Below are 24,734 nucleotides of genomic sequence, written 5' to 3' on the forward strand. Positions count from 1 at the left end.
ATCCTTTTGACATTAACTCAAAACGCTCCTCTGCTCTTTCCTGCCGCCGATGTATTCTCTGCTGCTTACCTATGGCCTCAACCCGCTGACAGGCTGGAAGCTATTGGTCAAGTCTCCTGAGCAAGCCTCTCTGTGGACGTTGGCCCGGCAGCTTTGGAGCCGCCCTGGATCCCGGCGCCGCAGGCCGCGCCTCCAAATCTCTCTCGGCCGCCTCGTGCCCGAACAGACCGAGCGCCTGTCTAAACTGGAGGTGCTGCTGCGTCTAAGATTTTTCATCGCCCTCGAAGCCGAAACCCCGGATCAGCCCTTGCCAGCTCTTCCCTCCGGCCAGGGATCCGCTATTCAGCTTGCCCACTACACAGAGGGCTCGCAGCAGTACAAGACGGAGATCATCCGCTTTGCCCTGGGGGGATCCCGCACCCTGACTGCTCGGCGCCGCCGGCGCCGCCGCTTCTGAAAACCCCTGGGCCGCAAACCATTCCCGCCAGGGGTGGAGTTCTGCCGACCTGTCTATACTAGAGATGCACCCAAAAATGCGCTAAGTCTGTGCTTATCCCGTGAACGCCGGGCTGTTTCAGTGCCGCAGATGGCTTATAAACCAAAGGGCTGCTCCAGGGTGGCAGGGGCTTCCTGCTCCACGGCTGGGGATGACAGCGGCTCTCTTGGCCGGATCCCTGGCGGCTTTTGTCCTCGCCCTGCCTGCTGCTTTGGCCTTGACCCGCTACCAGGTACATGTGCTGGCCAACGAGGCAGCCGCTCTAGCCCAGGTGCGCGGCCAGGTGCCGGATGCCTATTTGGTGCAAGGGGACGGGCAGGTGTTCATTTTAGCGGGGACGTTCATCAACCGCAACCACGCCCAACGCCGCCAGGCTGAATTGGAACGGTTGGGCTTGCCGGTGCGGGTGGTGAGCCGTCAAGATACGGATCCGCCCCTTCCGCCCGCTTTTCCCGCCCAAACAGCGCCCGACCGCCCCTCCCCCAGCTCTGAAAACCCTGCCCCGCCGGCGCCAACGGCTCCCCCCTCCGATCCCCAGCGGCCCTTTGCCACCTATGTGCCCAACCCCAGCAGGGATCCCCGGCTGGAAGAGCGGGTGCGCCGCTTTTTTCCAGGAGCTGCTGTGGTGCAGTACCGCGGCCAGGCGGCTTTGCAGACGGGCACCTTCTCCCGCCTGTCGCTGGCGCAGGATCAGGCCCGCTGGCTGACCGCCCAGGGCTTGCCGGCAGTGGCGGTGTCGCTGGCAGGGGAGGAAGCTGTAGGGGATCCTGACTCCAATCCACCTCAGGGGGAGCGCTACTGGGTGTTGGTGGCGGATCCCAGCGGTGAGAAATGGCCTGCACTCAAACAACTGCTAGAGGGATCCCTGCCTTTGATCTACGACGACCTGCGGGTGGTGCGCACGGGCGGGTTTGCCGATCCGGCTGCTGCCGCCGAACAGGTGCGGTACCTGGCCGACCGAGGCTACGAAGCCGGGATCTTCCCCGCCGATCTGCGCCGCTCTCGACCGCTTCTGGTTCAGGATCCCACCCCCTCTCCCGCATCCCTGCGCGAAGAAGGCACAGGCGGATTTTGGGTGGTGGTATCCGCCGGCGCAGAGGCGCTGCCCAAGCTGCAGCAGTTTGCCCCTGACGCTTTTGTGCGCGGCTCTGTGATTCAGGTGGGCACTTACCGGCAGCGGGCCAATGCCGAACAGGCGCGGCGCGCCCTGGCCGAGGCGGGGTTTGACGCCCGCATCCTGCCCGTGGAGTAGCAGCAGCCAGCTTCAGCCCCTTTCCCTGAGGGAGAGGGGAGGTCAGGAACCGTCTCGCTGCTGTTGAGAATAGCCCCATTGGGCCTCGCTGCCCTTTGCACCGCTTGTTGGAGTCGCCAGGGATTCTTCTGCAAGTGAGATCGCCACTAGGGTGAGGCGCAGGGTTTCCGCCTGCAATTGGGCCGGGCTGGCCAGGGGATAGGCCAACTGTTGCACCACGTGGGGGCGATCCCCGCCGCCAAGATCTAAGCTGGGATCCAACCAGTCCAGTTGCCTTTCGCAGGGGCTGGACAAGATGCTGTGGACATCCTCCACCCCCCGATTGGCCCCGGTGAGGCGGAGCCAACGCCGAAAGCTGGGCCAAAGGTGCTGGGGCAAGGGTCGCACCTGACCCGGCACGGCCCTGTCGAAATAGATGAGAAAGTCTGCCTTCCAGCCGTTGCAGGCCGGGCAGAGGGGCTGCAAGTTGGCAGCCGTGTTGGGCCCTCCGCGGCTGAGGGGGATGATGTGATCCTGGACAGGAGCGGATCCCACCTGTGACCATGGCCTGCCACAGCAGGGGCAACAGGGGTACCAGCGCAACAGTTGCCAGAACTCGGCAGCAGCAACTTGGCCCGTCAGGTCGTAGCTGCCCCGCTTTTCCTTGGCGCGAGCGGCCCGCTGCTTCTGGCGTTGTCGGCTGGCACAGGTGGGGCAGGGATCCGGTCGAAACAGGAACTCATCCCCACACTCCGGGCAACGATAGGGACTCGACATCAGGACCTAAGACCCTGAACGGGCTAAAGAGCTTGTTTGGCCTGTTGCAGCGTCTGCTCAAACACCTCCAGCGGCTGCGCCCCCGAGAAGGCAATGCCGTTCAAGATGAAATAGGGCGTGCCGCCAATGCCCAGTTGAGAGGCCAGATCCATATCCCGCTGAATGGCTCGCTCTGCCGCCCGGCTGCGCCGATCCCGGTTGAACTTCTCCACGTTCAGGCCCAACTTCTCGGCAGTGGCCACATAAAACGCATCTCCAAGCTGGGATTGGTTGGCGAACAGCTCGTCGTGAAATTCCCAGAACTTACCCTGGCGCTGGGCAGCCCAAGCCGCGCGAGCCGCCGCCATCGCCTCCGGGTGGATGCTGGTCAAGGGCAGGTGCTTGTACACCAAGGTCACCTCGTTCCCGTGCTCGGCCATGAACTGTTTGAGGGTATCGTGGGCGCGGGCGCAGAAGGGACATTGAAAATCGGAAAACTCCACCAACACCAACCGCAAAGCCTCGGATCCCAGTTGGGGAGAGTCTCCGATGACGGCACGCGGGTTCTCCCGCAACTGACGGCCAAATTCTTCCGCCAACTGCTGCTGCTGTTGCTGTTGCTCTTGGTACTGTCGCTGCTGGTATTCCTGGACAGCCTCTAGGATCACCTGGGGGTTCTTGCGAATGATCTGGAGCACCTGCTCTTCCAAATCTGCCGGGGCCGCCGCCGCCGGCAGGAAAACCGCAGCTCCACTTCCCACTTCCAGCAGAACCATTAGCCCAAGCAAAAGTCCGGCCTGAGCCCAAGCGCGAAAAACCCTCACCAGCCTATTCATCCTAACCCCCGTCTCAGACATGCCCAGAACTCCACACAGCCTACCGTCGGATCCCAACGGTGTCTATCACTCCTTCGGGGGGATCAGGAATTGGTGGCCTGCAGAAGCTGCTCCTTGATCCGCTGCAACTGGCTGGCCCAGCGGGGATCCGGCTCAGAGGCTACCTCGCTGGCGGCAGCGACAGTGGCGCGCCCGCCTTTGTTGCCGCGCTGGCGTTGCTTTTTGCTGGGAGCAGAGTTTCCTGCTGATGGATCTTTAGAGCCTTTGGCCTCAGAATCTCTGGATGCTCTGGAATCTTTAGACTCCTTGCCAGACTCTTTGGCTGAGGGCTCAGGAGCTGCCGCTTTGGATGGGGCCTCTTCCCCTCGGTCGCGCGGCTGGGCGATCTCAATGCGCAAGTTAACATCCCCAAAGCTGTGGCCATTGAACTTTTCGATGTACTGCTGCGCCTGCTCCTCGGTGTTCACCGTTACAAATCCGAAGCCGCGACACTTGCCGGTCTTGCGATCCCGAATCACCTTGGTGGAAATCACCTCGCCGGCAGAGCGAAAGAGCTTCTCCAACGCCTGACGATCCACCTCTTCCGGCAGATTTCCGACATACAGACGCACAGACATGATTCAGTGAAGCTCCTAATCGAAATAACAAAAGGCGACCAAAAAGCAAGGTGCTGGGTCAAAGGCGCTCAAGTCGGCACAGTTGGAGTCCAGAACCCAATCGTTAATTGTCACACCACAGCGCGACACGAAGCACAACCTTTGCAAATCACAGAGCTATTCTTTAATCTACCCCAACCTGGAGCTGCCAAGACGAGGAGAACGGTTTTTATGAACGCTTGCCTCATAACCTTTCCGGGGCAGGCCGTGTCCCCTAGGCCAAACCGGTGTTGTTCAGACGATCTCGATGTTGAAAAGGCCGGGCCTGCGGGCCTGTATAGTCGGCTACAAGATGTCCTTGCCCTCGCAGTTGGTAGCGGTAGGTCACCAAGCCCTCCAAACCCACCGGGCCGCGCGGCGGCAGTTTTTGGGTGCTGATCCCCACTTCTGCCCCAAAGCCGTAGCGGAAGCCGTCGGCAAAGCGGGTGGAAGCATTGTGAAAGACTCCTGCCGCATCCACTTCATCCAGAAATCGACGGGCGGCGGCGGCATCTTCGGTTACGATGGCCTCGGTATGGCGGGATCCGTACTGCTGGATGTGGGCAATGGCCTCGTCAAGGGAGCCGACCATCTTGATCGAGAGGATCAAATCGGCGTACTCGGTGCTCCAGTCGGCCTCAGTGGCCGGGATCAGATCCGGCACCAGCTCGCGGCAGCGGGGATCCCCGCGCAACTCCACCCCTTGCTCGCGCAGCGCCTGGACCGCCGGGGGCAAAAACTGGGGGGCAATGTCCGCGTGCACCAGCAGGGTCTCGATGGCGTTGCAGGCGGCGGGGTACTGGGTTTTGCTGTCCAGCGTCAGCCTCACCGCCATCTCCACATCGGCAGCCCGATCCACGTACAGGTGACACAGGCCATCGGCGTGGCCCAGCACCGGGATGCGGGTATTTTCCATGATGTAGCGGACAAAGCTGCTGGAGCCGCGGGGGATAATTAGATCCACCAGCCCCTCCAGTTGCAGCAGGGCTTTGATCTCCTCACGGCTGGTGAGCAGCTGCAAAGATCCCTGGGGAAAGTCCGGGATCTGCTGCAGCCCCGCTTGGATGGCCGCCATCAACGCCTGACAAGAGAGCAGGGCTTCGGATCCCCCTTTGAGCAAGACGCTATTGCCCGTTTTCACCGCCAGGGCGGCAATTTGCACCAGAGCATCGGGCCGCGACTCGAAGATCACCCCCAGCACTCCCAAAGGATAGGTGCGCCGCTCCAGTACCAGCCCCTCGTCCAGCTCTCGGATCAGCAAAGCTCGGCCCACCGGATCCCCTAGCCGGATCACCTGCCGCACTCCGGCCACCATGTCCGCCAACTTGTGGGGATCCAGCTTCAGGCGGGCATAGGCGGCTGCCGACAACTCCCCGGCCTCGACCCTCTCTGCTGCCTGCTCCAAATCCGCCTGGTTGGCCGTCAAGATGGCCTCTTGGTGTTCCAGCAGGGCGGTGGCCATGGCCTCCAGAGCAGCATTTTTAATAGCAGTGGGCAAGGTGGCTGTGCGCTGGGCGGCAGCGCGGGCCAACTGCACTTGGGACAGCAAAGGCCGATCGAAAGCGGCTGCAAGCGAGTTAGGGCAGTCGGTGGAGAGGGACATAGGGTCAAGAAGGCGGCACAAGCGCCCATCCAGAACAAAGAGCGGCAATTGGGTTGGGATGTGTGATGAATGGGATCCCAGGAGCGCCCTTGTGGGGATCCCTATGCTAGGTTAGGCACATTCGGGCTGTGCCATTTGCAGCCTACCAAACTTTGGATCCCACCGGCTGCGGCGGGGTATTCCTCCTTCATCTCCGATGCTTCTGGGATGAGGGCGGACGAGAGAAAGCTTTTGCTTGCACTTCCGTTCCCGGACGGTTAGCGATCCACCTCGTCAACCTCGACTTTTAGCACCTTGTCTTCTAGGAGAGCCAATGAGAAAGCGTGGGTTTGTGGTGAGTGCAACGGCTGCGGTAGTCACAGCCGTGTCGCTGGTTGGCGTGCAGCTATCCAGTCCGGGTTGGGCAGGGTTTCGCCGGGATCCCAAAGAAGTGGTGGACGAAGTTTGGCAGATCGTCAATCGCGAGTACGTCGATCCTTCCTTTAACTCCGTCGATTGGGAGGCGGTGCGGCGGGATCTGCTCAGCCGAGAATATGCCACCCGAGAAGATGCCTATGCGGCCATTCGCGAAGCCCTGAAGAAACTGAACGATCCCTACACCCGCTTTTTGGATCCCGATCAGTTCGCCAGCATGCAAATTGATACATCCGGCGAGCTGACCGGGGTGGGGATCACGCTGGGCATGGATCAAGAGACGAACGAGCTGGTGGTGATCTCCCCCATCGAAGGGTCCCCCGCCGACCGGGCCGGGATCAAATCCAAAGACGTGATCGTGCGCATCGACGACAAGTCCACCGAAGGCATGGACACCAACGCCGCGGTCAACCTCATTCGGGGCGAGCCGGGTACGCGGGTGCGGCTGACCATCCGCCGCGAGGGAGAAGGGCTGAAGGTGTTCGACCTGGTGCGGGAGAGAATCGAGCTGGCCACCGTGCGCTACGAGGTTCACGAGGAAAGCGGCCTGCCCATCGGCTACATCCGCATCACCCAGTTTTCCGGCAACGCTGCCGAGAAGATGCGCCAAGCCATTCGCGAGCTGGAGAAACGAGGGGTGGCCGCCTACGTTCTCGATCTGCGGGCCAACCCAGGGGGGCTGCTCTACTCCAGCGCCGAGATCGCCCGCATGTGGATCGACCGAGGCAGCATTGTCTCGACGGTGAACCGGCAAGGGGAGCAGGATCGCCTCACGGCCAACAACACCGCCCTCACCGACAAGCCTTTGGCCGTTTTGGTGGATGGGGGATCCGCCAGCGCCAGCGAGATCCTGTCGGGGGCTTTGCAAGATAACCGTCGCGCCGTGATCATCGGCACGCAAACCTTCGGCAAGGGCCTGGTGCAGTCGGTGCATCCCCTGTCGGATGGGTCGGGCCTGGCGGTGACCATCGCCCGTTATCGCACCCCCAACGGCACCGACATCGATCACAAGGGCATCACCCCCGATATTTTGGTGGAGTTGTCTGAAGAAGATCTGAAGCGGCTGGGCCAGAACCGGGAGTTGGTGGCCACCTCGGCCGACCCCCAGTATGCTGCCGCCATCCAGGCCCTCCAGGCTCAGATCTCGGCCCGTCGGCAACAGGCCCAAGAGGCCATTCGTTCCTCTTCGCGGTAGCCGGATCCTGAGGCCGTGGTCGAGCTGAGGCTCAAAGACCAACGCGGGGTTGGCAATGCTGGGTTGTTCGTGGAGGTGGCGCGCGGCACTATGGCCGAGTCGAAGACCGTGGGATCTGTGAACTTAGCCGGGCGGGATCTGCTCCGGCTCAGCGACCTGACATCGGCAGAGCTATCGGCCCTGCTGGCTCAAGCGGCGGAACTGAAGCGGGATCCCTATCGGGCGGATCTGCGGGGTCGGGTGCTGGGGCTGTTGTTTCAAAAGGCTTCCACCCGCACCCGCGTCAGTTTTACTGCTGCCATGGCCCAGTGTGGGGGCAGCACCCTGGATCTGGTACCGACGGCGCTGCAGGTGAGCCGCGGCGAACCCCTGCCGGATACGGCCCGCGTCCTCTCCCGCTACCTGGATGTCATTGCCATTCGCACCTACGACCAGCGAGAGCTGGAGATCTTTGCCGAGTATGCCGAGATCCCGGTGATCAACGCCCTCACGGATCAGTTTCACCCCTGTCAGGTGTTGGCCGATCTGCTCACCATCCAGGAGAACTTCGGCCAACTGGCGGGCCTGACCTTGGCCTATTGCGGCGACGGCAATAACGTTGCCCATTCCCTGCTGCTGGGCTGTGCCATGAGCGGGATCCACATCCGTGTCGCCACACCCCCCGGTTACGAGCCGGATGGGGCGGTGGTGGCAGAAGCACAAGCCCTGGCCCAGGGATCGCAGGTGCTGGTCTTACGGGATCCCTACGCAGCAGTCGCAGGAGCTCAGGTGGTCTATACCGACGTGTGGGCCAGCATGGGCCAAGAGGATCAGGCCGAGGCCCGCAAAGCCCACTTCCTGCCCTACCAGGTCAACGCCGCGCTGATAAAACAGGCGGATCCCGAGGCTATCGTGCTGCACTGCTTGCCTGCCCACCGGGAAGAGGAGATTACTGCCGAGGTCTTAGAGGGATCCCAGTCCCGTGTGTGGGATCAAGCAGAAAATCGCCTCCACGTGCAAAAGGCGCTGCTGATCCAACTGCTGGGGGCAGGGTGACCCCAGAGAGAGGGAAGGTGTCAACGGTTATTGGCGGGGCGGCGAGCGGCAATGGCCAGGCTGACGTTGGGCAGCCGCTGCAGGGTATCCATCACCTCTACCACCTTGCCGTGGGAGAGGGCCAAATCGGCGTTGATCACCACCAGGCGGCGCCCTTCAGCCGGCTTCTCGGCCAGGATGCGTTCCACCGTCGGGATCAGAGCGGAGATATCGGCGATCTTTTCCTGGTTGACGGCGATCTGGCCTTCTGCCGTGATGCTCACCGTTACATCCGGCTGTAGACGAACTTGGGCCGTGGTTGCGTCCGGCAGGTTGACATCCAGCGCTTCCGAGCGGGTGAGCACCAAGCTGGCGATGACAAAAAACACCAAGATCGAAAAGATGACATCGATCAAGGGCACAATATTAATCTCGCCGGAGCGGAAGTTTTCTTCGGGGATGCGCATGGCTTAAGAGGGCTCAAGCGAAGAGTAGGGCGGAAGGGTGGAGCTGCCACCGGGTCTGGACTGCGTGTAGGGGTACTGGGAAAGTTGCTGGGCTTGCATCTCTTGCCGCTGCCGATGCAGCAACTCCAGCTCGCCGCCGTACTCCTGGATCTTGGAAAGTTGCCGCAGGTAGAGAGAGCGGAAGACATTGGAGATCAGCAAGGTGGGAATGGCCACGATCAGCCCAAAGGCGGTCGAGTAGAGGGCTTCGGCAATCCCTTGACCCACCCCCTGTGTGTCGGTGCCGCCGATATCTCCCAGTTGGATGGAGCTGAGGATCTGGATGATGCCGGTAACCGTGCCCAGCAGTCCCAGGAAGGGGGCAACGGTAATGACAGTGTCGAAGACCGTGTTGAAGCGCTTCAGCAGGGGCACCTCTGCCGCCAGGGCTGTTTCCAGGGCCAACTTAAAATCTTCGGGGCTGGCTTCGTTCAGCTCCAGGCCGGCCAAAAAGATGCGAGCAATGGGCAGGTCGGCATTTTGTTCCAGCAGATACTGGGCAGCGCGTGGGTTGCGGCGGTACTGGCTGAGGGCTTGCCGCACCACCTCCTCCTGCCGGTGGGTGACCTTCCACCAGAACAAGGCCCGCTCGATGCAACAGGCCACCGAGAAGACCGAGAACGTCAGCAGGGGGATGGAATAGTACCAACCCTGGATCAGGAGCTGCAAAACTCTATCCATACGACCCTGACTTCCCCCTTCTTCTTCGCTCATCTTGTCATAGCACTTTCTCGGCAGGGCTGGGATCCCTTCTTGCGCGGCGAAGGTTGCACCTTTTGGCAATTTTGCCCCAATCCCGGATCGCATCTCGTCAATCGTCGATCCAGAAGGCATACTGGTTGCAACCATTTTGGTTTGGATCCCGAGGGCGTGAATTATGAAATTCAGACGCTGGTTGGGCCTTTGCTGCGCCGGACTGATGGCACTGCTGTTGACGGCTTGCGGCAAGGGATCCACCCCCTACGACAGCATCGTGGTCAACTTTGTTAATACGGCCACCCCCAGCCAGATTGCCGCTATCGCCAAAGAGTATAATTTGACGCTCCGCCCCAGCAGCGACAGCGCTTTTGCCCGCCAAGAAGCGATCTACCTATTTGACGTGGATGCCGACCATCTGGGATCCACGCGGCGGCTGGTCAAGCGGCTCACCAACGAAGCTTTGATCGAGTACGCTCACCCCAACTATCAATTCCAGGCGGCCTTTGTGCCCAACGACCGCCTCTATCCCCAGCAGTGGAATCTCAGGGCCATCCGCATGCCGGAAGCCTGGGACATCTCTCAGGGGGAAGGGGTGACGGTAGCCGTGGTGGATACTGGGGTGACGCGAGTTCCCGACCTGGCCCAAACTCAATTTGTGCAGGGCTATGACTTCGTGGACGATGATGAGGACCCGGAAGACCTCAACGGCCACGGCACCCATGTGGCGGGAACCATCGCCCAATCCACCAACAATTTCTTGGGTGTAGCCGGCATCGCCTTCAAGGCCAAGATTATGCCGGTGCGGGTGTTGGATGCCAACGGCTTCGGCTCCCTGTCGGATGTGGTGGAAGGGATCCGCTATGCTGCCGACCACGGGGCCACGATCATCAACCTCAGCCTGGGTAGCCGCGCTTCGGCCCGACTGATGGAAGAGGCCGTAGCCTATGCCCACAGCAAAGGGGTGACGGTGATCGCAGCCGCCGGCAACGAAAACTCCGACCAGGTGAGCTACCCGGCCCGCTACCCGCATGTGATCGCTGTCTCGGCCACCGGCCCCGATGGCAGCAAAGCCCCTTACTCCAACTATGGGGTGGGGGTGGACATCTCTGCCCCGGGCGGCGCCAAAACCCCCGATCACCCTGAGTACGGCATTCTGCAGCAGACCATCAACCGCCGCAACCCCAGCGAGCCGGTCTTTGCCTACTTCCAAGGCACCAGCATGGCCACTCCCCACGTGGCCGGCGTGGCGGCGCTGATCCAAGCCCAGGGCATCAAAGACCCGGACAAGGTGGAAGAGGTGCTGAAGATGTCGGCCACCCCGGTGCCCGGCGACAAACAGAACTTCTACGGGGCCGGTCGTCTGGATGCTGCCAAGGCGCTGGCCCGAGCCACCGGTCAGCAAGAGGAGAACCCCCTGGTGCTGTGGCTGAAGGACTTCCTGCAATACCTGAACAACAACGGCTACCTCAACCCGCGCTTCTGGTTTGATGGCGGCCCGATTGCCCTGGTGCCCAAGCTGCTGATGGTGATAGGCGGCTACATCATCCTGGTGCTGATCCGCTGGTGGCTGGCTCCCAAGCCGATGCGGGCAACAGTGCCTTTGCTGGCCGGGATCCTCTTGGGCAGCGCCGGCCTCTTCCCACTGCAGGGCTTGGCCATTGTGGGTGCCCCTCGCTGGCCCTTCCAATTGGCGGGGAGCTCCCTGCCGGAGCTGGGCACCGCCTTGGCCCAAACCAACGCTTTGAACCCCTTGTTTGCCAGCGTCTTGATCCCGGGCCTGTTGCTGGTGCTGCTCCTGGGCCATCGGCGCTGGCGCTGGGCGGTGATCGGCCTCTCTATCGGCATGGCCTCCCATCTGCTCTTGTCCGGATCTCTGTTCTATGAGGGGGTAGTATGGCTTGGATCCTCTGCTTGGCTGGGTCGCTCCTTTTTGCTCTTCAATGGCCTGCTCTGCCTGGGCCTGGCCTATTTGGGAGCACAAGCCATCCTGGAGTCCCAGTCCAACAGCACCGGTCTAGCGCTGAGGCGGTGATGGAAGAATACAGCGGTACCATCCAGTTCCTGGATATCGAAGGAGGGGTGTGGGTGCTGACCCTGCCTTCCGGCCAGCACTATGCCCTCTTCCGCGCCCCCAAAGAGCTCTTACAAGAGGGGTTGGAAGTCACCATCCAGGGACAGCTCAAAGAAGACATGGTGACGGTGGCTCAGGTGGGGCCGGTCTTGGAGGTGAAGAGCTTCCGACGGCAGCCCTAGCTTGGCCCAGATACAGATCGATCAACCAAATCGGGGATCCCCGCTCAGGGATCCCCATTTTTTCTAACTTTTTGGGATGTTTCGCTGCGCCAGCGTTTTCTGGATCCCTCACCCCCAGCCCCTCTCCCTGAGGGACATCCCTCACCCCCAGCCCCTCTCCCTGAGGGAGAGGGGAGCTGGGGATGGACGTAACGAACCGTTTCATTGCCGTTTGAGATGAAGGTCAGCTCAACACAGCCTAGGAAAACACGGCCTCCAACTCTTGCAACGTCTTTTTCACCTTGGCCTGGGCTGCTTCCACCTCCGGTTGGTCATAGGCTTTGGCGGCAAAGTCCAGTTGTTCCAGGCTACGGCCCATCTCCTTGGCCAGGCGCAGCACTTCCCGCTTTTGCCGATCCGGCAAGGTGGCCGCCAGGCCGGTCAAGGTCTTGCGGGTCAGGCCCATCGGTCCGTGGATGTAGGAGCGGATCTCCAACCAGTCCTCCGCCTCCACCAGGCTTTGCAGCCGCTCCACCTGTTGCTCCAGTTGTTGCAGCTCTCGGGGCAAGCCGGCAGCCGCCTGTACAGGAAGCGATCCCAGCCACAGCCCCAATGTCAGGATGGCAACCAGCAACACACTCCGCCAGCGACAGATCATCACGTACCTCCCACATGCCTGCAACAGGCTTGATTTCAAGGACTCCGTCCCGCCGACACGATCGGCAATCAAATCAATAGTTTACCTGCTGGCTGCACCCCAGCTCCTCGGCTACCTCTCAAAGAGCAGAGCAAATCGGCTAGGCTAGAGCTATCCTGTAAAAGAATGTAAATGGCGCTCTCATGCAACGCATCATCCTCATGACCGGCAAGGGTGGGGTCGGCAAAACCTCGATGGCAGCGGCGACCGGCTGGCGTTGTGCCGAGATCGGCCTGAAAACTTTGGTGCTGAGCACCGATCCGGCCCACTCGTTGGCCGATAGCTTCGATCAGCCCTTGGGCCATGAGCCGGTGGAGGTCAAACCCAACCTTTGGGGCGCGGAGCTGGATGCCCTCAACGAGCTGGAGCTGAATTGGGGATCCGTCAAAACCTACATTACCCAGGTGTTGCAGGCGCGTGGGCTGGATGGGGTGCAGGCGCAGGAGCTGGCCATTTTGCCGGGGATGGACGAGATCTTTGCCCTGGTGCGGGTCAATCGCCATTACGACGAGGGCAAGTTCGATGTGCTCATCATCGACTCAGCCCCTACGGGCACGGCTCTGCGCCTTTTGAGTTTGCCGGATGTTTCCGGCTGGTACATGCGCAAGTTCTACAAGCCCCTGCAGGGCTTGGCGCAGATGCTGCGTCCTATTGCCGAGCCAATTGTGAAGGGACTGACCGGGATCCCCCTGCCCAATGACCAGGTACTGGATGCCCCCTACGAGTTCTACCAGAAGATCGAGCGGCTGGAGGGCATCCTCACCAACAACCGCATCACCTCGGTGCGGCTGGTCACCAACCCCGAAAAGATGGTGATCAAAGAATCGCTGCGGGCCCACGCCTACCTCAGCCTTTACGGCGTCGCCACCGATTTGGTGATTGCCAACCGCATTCTGCCGGATGGAGTGGTGGATCCCTACTTTGCTGCCTGGAAGGCCGCCCAACAAAAATATCGCCGGGAGATCCACGAGAACTTTGCTCCTCTACCGGTGGTGGAGATCCCGCTGTACTCCGAGGAGTTGGTGGGGTGGGACGCCCTGGCCCGCCTGAAAAAAGACCTTTGGGGAGAGCGCAACCCGGCGGAAGTGTTCTACACCGAGCAAACGATGCATGTGGTCACCGACAACGGCCAGTACCGCCTGGATCTGTACTTGCCCGGGATCCCGAAAGAGCAGGTGGAACTGAGCAAAACTGGGGATGAGCTGAACATCCGCATCGGCAACCACCGCCGCAACCTGGTGTTGCCCCAGACCTTGGCAGCCATGACCCCGGCCCGCGCCAAGATGGAAGAAGACTACCTGCGCATCCATTTTGCCGCTTGAGCCTGTAGCCCTCTGCCGAAGAGGTATCCTCAAATAGCAAACAGCCAGCTAACCCGGAGCGGATGAGCTACTACATTGCCCCCACCTTCCTCAAGGTCGTCGCCCTGCACCTGACGAAGAATCATCTCCCTTTGCCGGACGTGCCGGTTCCGCTCATCTTGGGCATCCACGGGCGTAAGGGTGAGGGCAAGACCTTTCAGTGCAACCTGATTTTCGAGCGCATGAAGGTCTATGCCGTTCACATCTCCGGCGGTGAGCTGGAAAGTCCCGACGCCGGGGATCCGGCTCGCATGATCCGTCTGCGCTACCGTGAAGCTGCCGAGCACATCCGCAAATTTGGCCAGATGGCCGTGCTGATGATCAACGACCTGGATGCCGGTGCTGGCCGTCTGAACACCATGACCCAGTACACCGTCAACACCCAACTGGTCAGCGCCACCTTGATGAACATCGCCGACAACCCCACCAACGTGCAGCTTCCCGGCAGCTACGATCCCAAGCCTCTGCCACGCGTGCCCATCATCGCCACCGGCAATGACTTTTCCACCCTCTATGCCCCCCTCATCCGCGATGGGCGCATGCGCAAGTTCTATTGGGAGCCCAGCCGCACCGACCGCATTCACATCGTTCACGGCATTTTTCAGGCTGACGGGCTGTCGCTGGAGGAAGTCGAGCGCCTGGTGGACACTTTTCCTGAACAGGCCATCGACTTTTTCGGCGCCCTGCGCGCCCAACTTTACGACGAGCAGGTATGGCAATTGATCCAACAAGTGGGCCTAGAGGGCATAGCCTTTCGCCTGCTCAAAAGCAAAGAAGGCGCCCCCCACTTTCCGCCGCCGCGATTTTCTCTGGAGCAGTTGATCCAGGCCGGCCACCAGCTCAAAGCCGAGCAACAACAAGTAGAAGCCCGTCGCCTCTCCGAAGAATACCTTGGCCTCAAGCGCTCCGCCTCCCAGGAGCCGCCTCCCGCTTCCCCGCCATCCCCTCCCGGGGCTGCTCACTCGGTCGATCCTCCCCCCGTTCCGCTCAACCCAAAAGTGCAGGCCCATATTCGCCAGATCCTGGCGCAAGGATACGAAATCCAGGTGGAGCACGCGGATCCGCGCCGCTACCGGGTTCATTCCTGGCAGGAGTGTGGAGTTGCCCACCTGAAAGAATGGGCCGCTGCCTGTCAGGCTGTCGAGCAGTGCCTCAGCCGTTTTCCCAAGGACTACATCCGGCTGGTGGGCGTAGATCCAGTGAAAAAACAACGGCGGATCGAGACCATTATCCAACGTCCATGAGGGGATCCCACCGCAAACTGGAAGGGGGAGTGCGGCGCCAGAGCAAAATGGCACAATGAGGGAGCCCCCTCTTTGCTCGACAATCCTCTCCAAATCATGCTGTGGCTGCGCCTTCTCCTGGTGGCTTTGTGCGTCGTGTTCATGGGCTGGTTGTCTCCGCCTGCCAATGCCCTCCTCAACGACGACCGCTACGACGGCAACATCTTTGCCCTCTACGGCTCCAACGGCGGCATGATCCCCCCTCGTGTCTCCCTGAAGCAGGCCAAAGAACAAGGGATCCCGGCCCTCCTCGTCTACTACATCGACGACAGCAGCGATTGCAAAAAATACGCTGCCACCCTGGCCAACCTGCAAGTTCGCTATGGGCTGGGAGTCTATTTCATCCCTTATTCTGTCGATTCCCTCTTGCCCGGGGATGAGCGTGGCCAATACTACAGCGGCCAAGTGCCCCAGACCCTCCTTTTTGACTCCCAGGGCAACATTGCTTATCAATCCATCGGCAACCGCCCCATCACGGAAGTGGAAAACGCCATTCGCGCCCTCTTCCACCTGGATCCCGTCCCCCCAGGGGTGATCAAAGCCAAGCCCTTCAACGAGATCCAAACCGGATTTTCCCGACCCCGTTCCCCCGCCCCCCCAGCCGAGGCACAGCCGTGACCGCTCCTCCCGATTCCCCGGATTCGCTTGAGGCTCTGCAAACCAAGCTCGAGATCTTGCAAGCGCGGCTGGTCGACCTACGCGAGCTGGAGCGCCTGTCCCAGCTTTCCCCCGAACACTGGGCTGAAATTCAGGCGGAAGTCAGCCAATTGGAGCAACGCCTGCAAGCCTACCTGTTGGAAGTGTTTAACCCTGTCCCCGCCACCTTTTGGCAGGTGCTGCGCTTTGGCGGCCTGGGCCTGCTTCTTGGCATTGCTCTCCAGCGCTGGGTGCTGAGCTAGCACCCGTTAAGAACGATCAAAAGTCTTGGATCCCGGAGCCCTTTCCCATGCGCCTGCGACGCCCTAGGCCCTTCAGCTCGAGTACGTCCGCAACTTGCCTGACGATATCCAAACCATCGTCAGCGAGCAAAACACCATCCTCAATCTCGGCGACTTTCTCAATACCACCAAATAATCGATACCGAAGTGGCCCCCAGCCCCTCTCCCAAGCTGAGAACTAGAGCTACGCCCACCATCCAACTTCCCCACACCCCCAGAACCTGCCGCAGCAGCCCCAGACTTTCCCGCACCACCTGGGGGCTCAAGGGACGGGCTGGGATCCCCACCTTGGGCTTCTCCTTCGGGATCCCGCGATAGCAATTGGTGCCTCCCAACTGGATCTGCAGCCGCCAGGCAAAGGCCGCCTCGCTCCACCCCGAATTGGGGCTGGGATCCGCCCGCCCGTCGCGGCGACACCGCTGCCAAAACCCCCAGGGATCCCCGCTGAACAGGGCCAGGGTCAACACCGTCAGCCGGCAGGGCAGCCAGGTCAACACATCCTCACAGCGGGCCGGCACCGTGCCCAGGTAGGTAAAGGGGGCATGGCGATAGCCCACCATCGAATCAAGCGTGCTGCTGGCCTTGTAGGCCAAAGCCAGGGGCGCCCCTCCCAAAAAGGCATAGAACAAAGGGGCCGTCGCCCCGTCCGGGGTATTTTCCGCCACCGTCTCGATCACCGCCCGCAAAATCTCCGCCTCCGTCAGGTGCTCTGTATCCCGGCCCACGTAGCGGCTCAGCCGTTGGCGGGCCTGCAGCAGATCCCCCTTTTCCAAGGGATCCAACACCTCCAAGGCGGCAAAGCGCAGGCTGCGCCCCCCCAGGCAACTGGCCATCAGGATGGCGTGCATCAGGATCCCTGCCCAGGGGTGGAGAGCCTGGGCAACGGCGATCAGCCCCCAGCCTGCCGCGTAGGATCCCGCCAGCAGCGCCAGCGTCAGCACCGCCCCGCCCCACCGTTGTGCCTGTGGGGTCGAACAGTGCTTGAGGATACAGCCTTGCCCCCAGGCGATGACTGCCCCCATCACCCGCACCGGATGGGGCCACCCCCAGGGATCCGCCAACCAGTAATCCAGACCCAGCGCTGCCGCCAGCACCAGCGCAGCAGCCGGCTGAGTCGGGAAAAAGGGCAAGCGCTCCATCCTGCCCATCAGACCACAAATCCACTCTCCTGATCCTGAGCCGCCTGCCAACTGCGGGCATCAAAATACAGATCCTCCAGAGTGGTTTCCTCCAGCACCTGCTGCGCCCGTCGGGCGATCCGCTCCCAGAGAGCCGCTGTCACCCAGTCCAGCCGCTCCGTCGAGCCTGCCTGAGGCACGGCTGAAGCTTTGGAACTCTCCACAAGCGGATCCAGAGATTCTCCCACCGCTGCCAAAATGGCGCTGATCGGGATCCGCCGCGGTGCCCGTGCCAGCCGGTAGCCCCCCTGCGCCCCCCGCTGCGAACAGACCAAACCGGCCTGGCGCAGCTCGATCAACAGCTTTTCCAGATAGGGGGCCGGGATCTGCTGTCGCTCAGCAATGGCCCGCACCGAGGCCATCTGCCCCGCGCCGAGCATCGCCAGATCCAGCAAAGCCCGGATGCTGTAAGTAGCTCGCGTGGTCAGCCGCACCTGCTCTCTCCCGCCAGTCTCTCCCGATCCTGCCACAGGGATCCCGGCTAGAGGGGTTAACCTAGAAAGCAGTACCCGCTCAGCTCTGGCCTCGTCGGGATGGAGCGCCCCACCGTCGGCCTCTACTTGGTGGCCACCCCTATCGGCAACCGCGAAGACATTACCCTGCGGGCGCTGCGGGTTTTGCGGGAGGTGGACTGGGTGGCAGCAGAAGACACCCGCCACTCCGGCCAGCTTCTTAAACACTTTCAGATCTCCGCCCGCCTCATCAGCTATCACGAGCACAACGCGGCCCAGCGCATCCCACAGCTCCTCAAGTATCTGTCGGCGGGCCAGTCGGTGGCTCTAATCAGCGATGCCGGCACACCCGCCATCTCCGATCCGGGTGAAGAACTGGTGCGCGCCTGCATCCAAGCCGGGATCCCCGTGATCCCGGTGCCTGGCCCGGTAGCGGCAGTGGCCGCCTTGGCTGCTTCTGGGCTGGCCACAGGGCGGTTTGTCTTCGAGGGTTTTTTGCCGCTCAAGGCCAGCCAGCGGCAGGCCCGTCTGCAACAACTGGCCCAAGAAGAGCGCACCATCGTCCTCTACGAAGCCCCCCACCGCCTGCAGCAAACTCTGCAAGATCTCCTGGCTCACTGCGGCCCGGAGCGGCAGATCGTGCTGGCCCGTGAGCTGACTAAGCTGCACGAGTCCTTCTGGCGGGGATCCCTGGCCGCCGCTCTCGAGCATTGCACCGCCCAGCCGCCGCGGGGAGAGTTCACCCTTGTTCTAGAGGGGCGGCCTGCCTCCCAAAAAGACGAAGAAACCTCCCCTTCCGAAGCGGAAGTTCGCCAGGAGCTGGCCCGCCTGCTGGCCGAGGGCCTCTCCCGCTCCGCCGCCAGCCGGCAACTGGCCCAGCGCTTCCAGGGATCCCACCTCTGGACGCGGCGCCGCCTTTATGATCTCTCTTTGCAACTGGAGCCGCCTCCCGGCTCGGATTGCTCCTCGGCAGTCGAGCTTTCTTCTGCAACCGACGACGAGACAGACTCCTAGAGCATGGCGCGCATCTTGTTGGTGGACGACGAAGTGGAGTTGGCCGATTCCCTGGCCCAGCACCTGCGGCGAGAGGGCCACAGCGTGGACGTGGCCTACGAGGGAAACAGCGCCTGGGAGCTGCTGCAGAAGCCCCCAGCTCCACCCTACGACCTACTGGTACTGGACTGGATGTTGCCGGGCCTGTCCGGCCTCTCCCTCTGCCAACAGGTGCGCCAAGTGGAAAAAACTGCGTCCCGCGCCACCCCCATTCTCTTCCTAACCGCCAAAGATACCCTCGACGACCGGGTGGAAGGGCTGGACGCCGGCGCCGACGACTACCTGGTCAAGCCCTTCGAGCTGCGGGAGCTGCTGGCGCGGGTGCGGGCCCTCTTGCGGCGGGCCGCCAGCCCCGGCGAAGGGATCCCTCGCCTGCAAATTGGGGATCTGGAGCTGGATCGGGAGAACCAAGTGGCCTACCGCCAGGGGCGGATGATCCACCTCTCCCAAAAGGAATTCCGCCTGCTGGAGTACTTCATGGCCCACCCTGGCCAGTTGCTCACCCACGAGCAGATCTACGAGCGGGTGTGGGCCGGCGAGGATCCCCCCAGCAGCAACGTCCTGGCCGCCCAGGTGCGCCTGTTGCGGCGTCGCCTGCGCTTGCCCGGCTCCCCCGAGTTGATCCACGCTGTCTATGGCAAAGGCTACCGCTTCGGGCCTGTGGCCGAGGATCCCTAGCAGTCATCAACTCCCCTCTCCCAGAAGGAGAGGGGCTGGGGGTGAGGGCATTACTTAGACTTGAGTTTCTCCGCCTTCTCGATGGCCTCCTCGATGGTGCCCACCAGGTAAAAAGCCTGCTCCGGCAGATCGTCCAGTTCTCCCGACAAAATGCGCTGGAAGCCCTTGATGGTGTCCTCCAACTTCACGTACTTGCCGGGCGAGCCGGTGAAGACCTCCGCCACAAAGAAGGGCTGCGACAGGAAGCGCTCGATACGGCGGGCGCGGGCCACCACCAGCTTGTCCTCTTCCGACAGCTCGTCCAACCCCAGAATGGCGATGATATCCTGCAACTCTTTGTAGCGCTGCAGCGTTTGCTTCACCGCCCGAGCGGTGTTGTAGTGCTCCTCGCCCACAATGTCGGCTTGCAGAATCGTGGAGGAAGAATCCAGAGGATCCACCGCCGGGTAGATGCCCTTGGCGGCCAAGCTGCGCGACAGCACCACTGTCGAATCCAGGTGGGCAAACGTCGTCGCCGGTGCCGGATCCGTCAAGTCGTCAGCAGGCACATACACCGCCTGCACCGAAGTGATGGATCCCTGCTTGGTAGAGGTGATGCGCTCTTGCAGGTTGCCCATTTCGGTGGCCAGGGTAGGCTGATACCCCACTGCCGAGGGCATGCGGCCCAACAGCGCCGACACTTCCGACCCGGCCTGCACAAAGCGGAAGATGTTGTCGATAAACAGCAGCACATCCTGCTTGTTGACGTCGCGGAAGTACTCCGCCATCGTCAGGGCGGTCAGGCCCACCCGCATACGGGCGCCCGGCGGCTCGTTCATCTGGCCGTACACCAGCGCCACCTTGTCCAGCACCCCCGATTCTTTCATCTCGTTGTAGAGGTCGTTCCCCTCGCGGGTGCGCTCTCCCACGCCGGCAAACACCGATAGGCCGGAGTGCTCCTCGGCGATGTTGTGGATCAGCTCTTGGATGAGCACCGTCTTGCCTACGCCGGCGCCGCCAAACAGGCCCACCTTGCCGCCCTTTTTGAAGGGGGCCAGCAGGTCGATCACCTTAATGCCCGTTTCAAAGGGCTCTGGCTTAATCGTCAAATTGACAAACTCCGGCGCGCTGCGGTGGATGGGGGCAAATTCTTGAGCTTGAACGGGCTCCCCTTGGTCAACCGGCTCTCCCAGCACATTAAAAATACGACCTAGGGTGGGCTGCCCAACCGGTACGGTAATCGGAGCGCCCGTATCCACCACTGGCATGCCCCGTACCAAGCCATCGGTAGAGGACATGGCCACCGCCCGCACGCGGTTGTCTCCCAGAAGCTGCTGCACCTCGAAGGTGATGTTGATCTTCAGGCCACTTTCGGTTGTGCCCTCCACCTTGAGGGCATTGTAAATTTCGGGCAGCTTGCCGCTGGGAAACTCGGCGTCGATCACAGGGCCAATGACCTGTGTAATGTAGCCAACATTGGTGGCAGTAGCGGTGGCAGTAACCATAGTTGAGGCTCAGCTCCTTGTGTGCGCAGCTATCGACTCAGCAAAGCCGGGTTGATGTTGATAAGTCATTAATCATCATACAAATAAAGGGATCCAGTTGCTGCTGCGCTTGTTCTGCGACAGAGTAGGCTTTTCTTCGCTACCCTAGAGCTAGGCAAGACAGGGGAATGGCAGCGATGGATCACTACGGAGGGCGTACTGCACAGCTTGGCTCCGTCCGCTTGGGAGGACGGCGTCCTCGCCCCCGGCGCGGCCCGGCTCTGCAACTGGGGATCCTCGGCTTTTTGCTGGGGTTGGGGGTGATGGGGGGAGCTTGGTGGTACAGCATCGGGCCGCGGCAAACCCTTTCTTTGTACTGGCTGACCAGTGCTGACAATTCCATCTACTACGTGCAGCAGGAGCGCTCCCTGCGCGCTTTTGACACCCAAGAGGCCATTCGTCTGGCCTTGGAAGAGCTGATTGCCGGCCCCCGGGATCCCCACCTTGCCACCGCTATCCCCTCCCAGACGCGGCTGCTGGATGTGCGGGTGGAAGGCAACGATATTTTCCTCAATTTCTCTTCTGAATTCACGCAAGGGGGGGGATCCACGGCGATGATGAGCCGGATTGCGCAGGTGCTCTACACGGCCACCAGCCAGAACCCCGGCGCGCGGGTGTGGATCTCCGTCGAGGGGCGCGCCCTCGAGGTGTTGGGGGGGGAAGGGCTAATTATCGACCAACCCTTGACGCGGGCCTCGTTTGTGCCCAGCTTCCAGCTGCCGGCAGAACCTGAGGCGGAGCCGTCAGCCGTATCAGCCTCTTGAAACCCTTGAGACAAAGATCATGAACTGGTTGCAGCGGGTGGGCAGCAGTTTTCTCCTGGCCGGTCAGGTGATCTTGCACCTGCTGCAAGGCCGTATTCATCGGCGCAACACCCTGGAGCAACTGGCGACAGTGGGGCTGGAGTCGCTGCTGATTGTTTTGATCACGGCGGTGGTGATCAGCGGCGTTTTCACCATTCAGTTGGCACGCGAGTTCATCAATTTCGGGGCCTCTTCCCTCATCGGCGGGGTTTTGGCCATTGCCCTGGCCCGCGAGCTGACGCCGGTGGTGACGGCGGTGATCCTGGCCGGACGGGTGGGATCCGCCTTTGCCGCCGAGCTGGGCACCATGAAAGTCACTGAGCAGATCGACGCTCTGCTGTTGTTGCGCACCGATCCGGTGGATTACCTGGTGATCCCGCGGGTGGTGGCTTCAGGGCTGATGCTGCCGGTGCTCACCATCCTCTCCTTGCTAACCGGCTTAGTGGGAGGGATGATCATCTGCGCTTCGGTCTACAACATTCCTTCCGCGGTGTTTCTAACCTCGGCTCAGAATCTCCTGGCCCCTTGGGACTTGCTCGTCTGTTGTTTGAAGGCGATGGTGTTCGGGGCTCTGATCGCCATTATCGGCTCCAACTGGGGCCTTTCCACCAGCGGCGGCGCCAAGGGGGTGGGGCGCTCCACCACCGATGCTGTCGTCACGGCGCTGCTGGGCGTGTTTGTTACCAACTTTCTGATCTCTTGGCTGTTGTTTCAGGGGCCGGGTAGCGCCCTCAGCCGCGCGCTGTAGTCGCGCCTGCCCACGCTGCCGCTAAGATGGGATCCCCTGCCCATTCTCCGGATCCATGCGAGTGGAATTTCAGATTTTGCGACAGTTGCCGCCGGAGCCACCCCGCTGGCAGTCTTTCTGGCTGGAGACATCCCCTGGCGCTACCATTCTCGATTGCCTCAACCGGATCAAGTGGGAGCAGGATGGCAGCTTGGCCTTCCGCAAAAACTGCCGCAACACCATCTGTGGCAGTTGTGCCATGCGCATCAACGGCAGGGCTGCTTTGGCCTGTGGCCGACAGGTGGGCGAAGAGCTGGATCCCCGCAGCCCTCAGCCCATTCGCATCGGCCCTTTGGGCAACCTGCCCGTCCTGCGGGATCTGGTGGTGGATATGCAGCCCTTCTGGAACGATCTCAGCCGGGTGGATCCCTTTGTCAGCACGGCGGGGCGCCGCATCCCGGAGCGGGAATTTTTACAGTTGCCTGCCGAACGGGAGCATCTCAACGCTGCCGGTGGCTGTATTCTCTGCGGGGCCTGCTATTCCGACTGCAACGCCAAAGAGGTGAACCCGGAGTTTGTCGGCCCTCATGCTTTGGCCAAAGCCAACCGCCTTGTCCAAGACAGCCGCGACAGCCGACGGGAACAACGCCTGCAAGCTCAAGATAGCTTGGCCGGCGTCTGGGGCTGTACCCGCTGCTGGAACTGCAACAGTGTCTGCCCGATGGGTGTAGCGCCCCTGGATCAAATCACCGAGCTCAAGCAAGGGATCCTCTCCCGAGACCAGACTCCTGTTTTGTCGGGCAACCGTTCTCGTGCCCAGGACATAGCCATCCGCCACCGCAAGACCCTGGTGCAACTGGTGCGCTCCGGTGGTTGGGTGGATGAGCGCCGCTTCGGCCTGCAGGTGGTGGGGCGGGAGGGGCTGCTCAGCTTGGTGCCTTTGGGGCTGCGCCTGCTGGCCAGGGGCAAATTTCCCTTGCGCTTCAAGCCCTCCTCAGGGACGGCGACGGTGCGGCGGCTGATCGATGCGGTCAGACAGGAAACGAACGGTGGCGCCGCGGATCCCTAAGCCCCATTTTTGAGATTTTCCTGGCCTGAGATCAGCCGGGCGCTCAGGATCTGGTCCCCTAGCTTGATCTTGCGCAGCACCTCGGTGCCCTCGGTAACATAACCGAATACGGCATAGCGGCCATCCATGAGGTTGAGGCCGGCAGGGGTGAGATCCGGCTCGGCCATGAAGATGAAGAACTGAGAAGAGGCGCTGTTGGGATCATCGGGATAGCGGGCCATGGCCACCGTCCCCTCAGCAGCAAAGGGCAGGGCTGGCTCTACATCCCACAGGCCCAGTTGATCGAAGGTCTGGCCGTAGCGGGGCACCACCTCGCCTTTGACCCGGATCTCCATCGGGATGGTGCGAACCTTGCCGGTGGCCGGATCCACATAGCCGTCGGCAGGGCCTGGGGGATCCCCCGCTTGCACCAGGAAGAAGTTCTCCACCCGGTCAAAGGTCAGGCCGTCGTAGAAGCCCCGCTGCACCAAATCGGCAAAGTTGCCGGCGGTGAGGGGGGCGCTATACCCATCCAGCGTGATCACCATGCGCCCGGCGGTGGTGTTCAGCTCCACTTCCGCCCGGCCCAGGAGCTGCGGCTTGTCGGCATATTCGGCAGGGATCGCGTAGGGAAAAGCCCCCACCCAGTGGTTTTCCAGGGATCCCAGCTCGTCTATGAGGCGGTCGTAGGCGGCGCGGGCCTCTTCTTTGCCCTTGGATTTGCGCTCCGTGGCCTGGCCGATGGTTTGCAACTCCTGGCGTAGAGCGGCAACTTCTCCAGCGGCGGCGGCAGCCTGCTCAGGGGGCAACTCCGCCAAGAGGGGATCCGTGTAGCGATCCAGAAGCCGCTCCACCTGGCGCACATCTCCCCGCACCGCCGACCAGCGGTTGTACTTCAGGTCGCTCTCAATTTTGGTGATGGCCTCATCGATTTCCCAGATCCGGCTGTCCTGGATGGGCAGCGCCCGCCGCAAGAGAGTACGCGGATCCGTAATGGCATCCCCTTGCGGCAGTGCCAGGGCCGGGATCCCACCCAGCCAAACCGCCCACAGCAACACAGCAGCTAAGACAAGCCGGAGCGATTTTCTCCCCCACTCCCACCGATTGCTGCCAACTGCGGATCCCTGCTGGGCACGCTGCGCCATATCCTCACCTGTTGCCGACACTGCTTTTGCTCTCAGCCTGGCATTCTACCGTTGCTGGCGGCAAGCGTTGCTGCAAGAGAAGAGAATGCAAAGGTCAAACGGCCAGGAACCGGCTGCATCCCCCTCCTACCTGGGAACGACGGCCTCAAAGCGGATGGCCCCGGCAGTGCCAGATCCCCCCACATTGACCACCACCACTCCGTTGGAGTTGGTGATGCCGCCGCAGGTCGG

General features: G+C 61.8%; 26 protein-coding genes. 15 read left to right on the plus strand and 11 right to left on the minus strand.

The genetic code is table 11. The annotated features are described in order from the left end of the window. The first annotated feature begins 49 nt into the window (after positions 1–49). Complete coding sequence (locus tag NW851_RS03955) at positions 50–457, plus strand: hypothetical protein (RefSeq protein ID WP_414334768.1); 408 nt, start codon at positions 50–52, stop codon at positions 455–457. Positions 458–647: 190 nt separating this feature from the next. Further along, a complete protein-coding gene (locus NW851_RS03960) occupies positions 648–1,748 on the plus strand; it encodes an SPOR domain-containing protein (RefSeq protein ID WP_414334769.1) in 1,101 nt (366 codons plus the stop codon). A 42-nt stretch (positions 1,749–1,790) separates the two neighbouring features. Here NW851_RS03960 and NW851_RS03965 read toward each other — a convergent pair whose 3' ends face one another. The 4 genes from NW851_RS03965 to NW851_RS03980 form a co-directional block, all read right to left on the minus strand. After that, on the minus strand, positions 1,791–2,504 hold the full coding sequence (locus tag NW851_RS03965; RefSeq protein WP_414337111.1) for an HNH endonuclease: 714 nt from the start codon (positions 2,502–2,504) through the stop codon (positions 1,791–1,793). A 23-nt stretch (positions 2,505–2,527) separates the two neighbouring features. Continuing rightward, positions 2,528–3,319: a DsbA family protein gene (locus NW851_RS03970; RefSeq protein ID WP_414337112.1), complete on the minus strand. Its 792-nt coding sequence runs from the start codon at positions 3,317–3,319 to the stop codon at positions 2,528–2,530. Positions 3,320–3,402: 83 nt separating this feature from the next. Further along, the gene (locus tag NW851_RS03975; RefSeq protein WP_414337113.1) at positions 3,403–3,936 is read right to left on the minus strand and encodes an RNA recognition motif domain-containing protein; all 534 of its coding nucleotides are present in this window, start codon (positions 3,934–3,936) and stop codon (positions 3,403–3,405) included. 253 nt (positions 3,937–4,189) lie between these two features. Continuing rightward, positions 4,190–5,557 carry a glutamate-5-semialdehyde dehydrogenase gene (locus tag NW851_RS03980; RefSeq protein WP_414334773.1) on the minus strand — a complete coding sequence of 456 codons (1,368 nt, stop codon included), beginning with the start codon at positions 5,555–5,557 and terminating at the stop codon, positions 4,190–4,192. A 313-nt stretch (positions 5,558–5,870) separates the two neighbouring features. On the opposite strand from NW851_RS03980, the gene ctpC reads away from it, so the two are divergent. Together ctpC and argF are read left to right on the plus strand one after the other, a co-directional pair. After that, positions 5,871–7,166, plus strand: coding sequence for a carboxyl-terminal processing protease CtpC (gene ctpC, locus NW851_RS03985; protein ID WP_414334774.1), 1,296 nt, complete (start codon positions 5,871–5,873; stop codon positions 7,164–7,166). A 117-nt stretch (positions 7,167–7,283) separates the two neighbouring features. Beyond that, complete coding sequence (gene argF, locus NW851_RS03990; protein ID WP_414334778.1) at positions 7,284–8,201, plus strand: ornithine carbamoyltransferase; 918 nt, start codon at positions 7,284–7,286, stop codon at positions 8,199–8,201. 20 nt (positions 8,202–8,221) lie between these two features. Here the strand turns inward: argF and NW851_RS03995 are convergent, their stop codons facing one another. Beyond that, the gene (locus NW851_RS03995; protein ID WP_414334775.1) at positions 8,222–8,647 is read right to left on the minus strand and encodes an ExbD/TolR family protein; all 426 of its coding nucleotides are present in this window, start codon (positions 8,645–8,647) and stop codon (positions 8,222–8,224) included. Positions 8,648–8,650: 3 nt separating this feature from the next. Further along, entirely contained in the window at positions 8,651–9,343 is a 693-nt protein-coding gene (locus tag NW851_RS04000; RefSeq protein WP_414334779.1) for a MotA/TolQ/ExbB proton channel family protein, read from the minus strand. A 262-nt stretch (positions 9,344–9,605) separates the two neighbouring features. Here NW851_RS04000 and NW851_RS04005 point away from each other — a divergent pair, with 262 nt between their 5' ends. Both NW851_RS04005 and NW851_RS04010 read left to right on the plus strand, forming a co-directional pair. Further along, a complete protein-coding gene (locus NW851_RS04005; protein ID WP_414334776.1) occupies positions 9,606–11,417 on the plus strand; it encodes a S8 family serine peptidase in 1,812 nt (603 codons plus the stop codon). After that, positions 11,417–11,638: a hypothetical protein gene (locus tag NW851_RS04010; RefSeq protein WP_414334777.1), complete on the plus strand. Its 222-nt coding sequence runs from the start codon at positions 11,417–11,419 to the stop codon at positions 11,636–11,638. The genes NW851_RS04005 and NW851_RS04010 overlap by 1 nt, the downstream gene beginning before the upstream one ends. 238 nt (positions 11,639–11,876) lie before the next feature. Here the strand turns inward: NW851_RS04010 and psbQ are convergent, their stop codons facing one another. Continuing rightward, positions 11,877–12,275, minus strand: a complete 399-nt coding sequence (gene psbQ, locus NW851_RS04015) for a photosystem II protein PsbQ (protein ID WP_414335259.1) — start codon at positions 12,273–12,275, stop codon at positions 11,877–11,879. A 182-nt stretch (positions 12,276–12,457) separates the two neighbouring features. On the opposite strand from psbQ, the gene NW851_RS04020 reads away from it, so the two are divergent. From NW851_RS04020 to NW851_RS04035, 4 genes are all read left to right on the plus strand, one after another. Beyond that, positions 12,458–13,636 carry a TRC40/GET3/ArsA family transport-energizing ATPase gene (locus NW851_RS04020; protein WP_414335260.1) on the plus strand — a complete coding sequence of 393 codons (1,179 nt, stop codon included), beginning with the start codon at positions 12,458–12,460 and terminating at the stop codon, positions 13,634–13,636. A 62-nt stretch (positions 13,637–13,698) separates the two neighbouring features. Next, the gene (locus NW851_RS04025) at positions 13,699–14,919 is read left to right on the plus strand and encodes a ribulose bisphosphate carboxylase small subunit (protein ID WP_414335262.1); all 1,221 of its coding nucleotides are present in this window, start codon (positions 13,699–13,701) and stop codon (positions 14,917–14,919) included. A gap of 72 nt (positions 14,920–14,991) precedes the next feature. Beyond that, positions 14,992–15,576, plus strand: coding sequence for a thylakoid membrane photosystem I accumulation factor (locus NW851_RS04030; RefSeq protein WP_414337114.1), 585 nt, complete (start codon positions 14,992–14,994; stop codon positions 15,574–15,576). Then, on the plus strand, positions 15,573–15,857 hold the full coding sequence (locus NW851_RS04035) for a hypothetical protein (RefSeq protein WP_414335266.1): 285 nt from the start codon (positions 15,573–15,575) through the stop codon (positions 15,855–15,857). Before NW851_RS04030 ends, NW851_RS04035 begins: the two co-directional genes overlap by 4 nt. A 158-nt stretch (positions 15,858–16,015) precedes the next feature. Here the strand turns inward: NW851_RS04035 and cbiB are convergent, their stop codons facing one another. Beyond that, positions 16,016–17,044 (minus strand): adenosylcobinamide-phosphate synthase CbiB, encoded by a 1,029-nt coding sequence (cbiB, locus tag NW851_RS04040; protein ID WP_414335268.1) that lies wholly within the window; start codon positions 17,042–17,044, stop codon positions 16,016–16,018. Further along, complete coding sequence (locus tag NW851_RS04045) at positions 17,044–17,508, minus strand: Rrf2 family transcriptional regulator (RefSeq protein ID WP_414335270.1); 465 nt, start codon at positions 17,506–17,508, stop codon at positions 17,044–17,046. The genes cbiB and NW851_RS04045 overlap by 1 nt, the downstream gene beginning before the upstream one ends. 99 nt (positions 17,509–17,607) lie before the next feature. Here NW851_RS04045 and rsmI point away from each other — a divergent pair, with 99 nt between their 5' ends. Beyond that, the gene (gene rsmI, locus NW851_RS04050) at positions 17,608–18,540 is read left to right on the plus strand and encodes a 16S rRNA (cytidine(1402)-2'-O)-methyltransferase (protein WP_414337115.1); all 933 of its coding nucleotides are present in this window, start codon (positions 17,608–17,610) and stop codon (positions 18,538–18,540) included. A gap of 3 nt (positions 18,541–18,543) precedes the next feature. Further along, positions 18,544–19,257: a two-component system response regulator RppA gene (gene rppA / locus NW851_RS04055; protein ID WP_414337116.1), complete on the plus strand. Its 714-nt coding sequence runs from the start codon at positions 18,544–18,546 to the stop codon at positions 19,255–19,257. Positions 19,258–19,307: 50 nt separating this feature from the next. On the opposite strand, the gene atpD is transcribed toward rppA, so the two are convergent. Next, positions 19,308–20,741 (minus strand): F0F1 ATP synthase subunit beta, encoded by a 1,434-nt coding sequence (atpD, locus tag NW851_RS04060; RefSeq protein ID WP_414335276.1) that lies wholly within the window; start codon positions 20,739–20,741, stop codon positions 19,308–19,310. Positions 20,742–20,917: 176 nt separating this feature from the next. Between atpD and NW851_RS04065 the strand changes: the two genes are divergently transcribed. From NW851_RS04065 to NW851_RS04075, 3 genes are read left to right on the plus strand one after another with little or no spacing between them, the layout of a single operon-like run. Further along, complete coding sequence (locus NW851_RS04065) at positions 20,918–21,544, plus strand: GerMN domain-containing protein (protein ID WP_414337117.1); 627 nt, start codon at positions 20,918–20,920, stop codon at positions 21,542–21,544. Positions 21,545–21,560: 16 nt separating this feature from the next. Further along, positions 21,561–22,331 carry an MlaE family lipid ABC transporter permease subunit gene (locus tag NW851_RS04070; protein WP_414337122.1) on the plus strand — a complete coding sequence of 257 codons (771 nt, stop codon included), beginning with the start codon at positions 21,561–21,563 and terminating at the stop codon, positions 22,329–22,331. Positions 22,332–22,386: 55 nt separating this feature from the next. Then, the gene (locus NW851_RS04075) at positions 22,387–23,379 is read left to right on the plus strand and encodes a succinate dehydrogenase/fumarate reductase iron-sulfur subunit (protein WP_414337118.1); all 993 of its coding nucleotides are present in this window, start codon (positions 22,387–22,389) and stop codon (positions 23,377–23,379) included. Here the strand turns inward: NW851_RS04075 and NW851_RS04080 are convergent. Continuing rightward, positions 23,376–24,503 (minus strand): peptidylprolyl isomerase, encoded by a 1,128-nt coding sequence (locus NW851_RS04080; protein ID WP_414335282.1) that lies wholly within the window; start codon positions 24,501–24,503, stop codon positions 23,376–23,378. The genes NW851_RS04075 and NW851_RS04080 overlap by 4 nt on opposite strands. Positions 24,504–24,734: the final 231 nt, after the last annotated feature.

The sequence above is a fragment of the Synechococcus sp. H55.7 genome, from assembly GCF_047462395.1.
GTDB lineage: Bacteria > Cyanobacteriota > Cyanobacteriia > Thermostichales > Thermostichaceae > Thermostichus.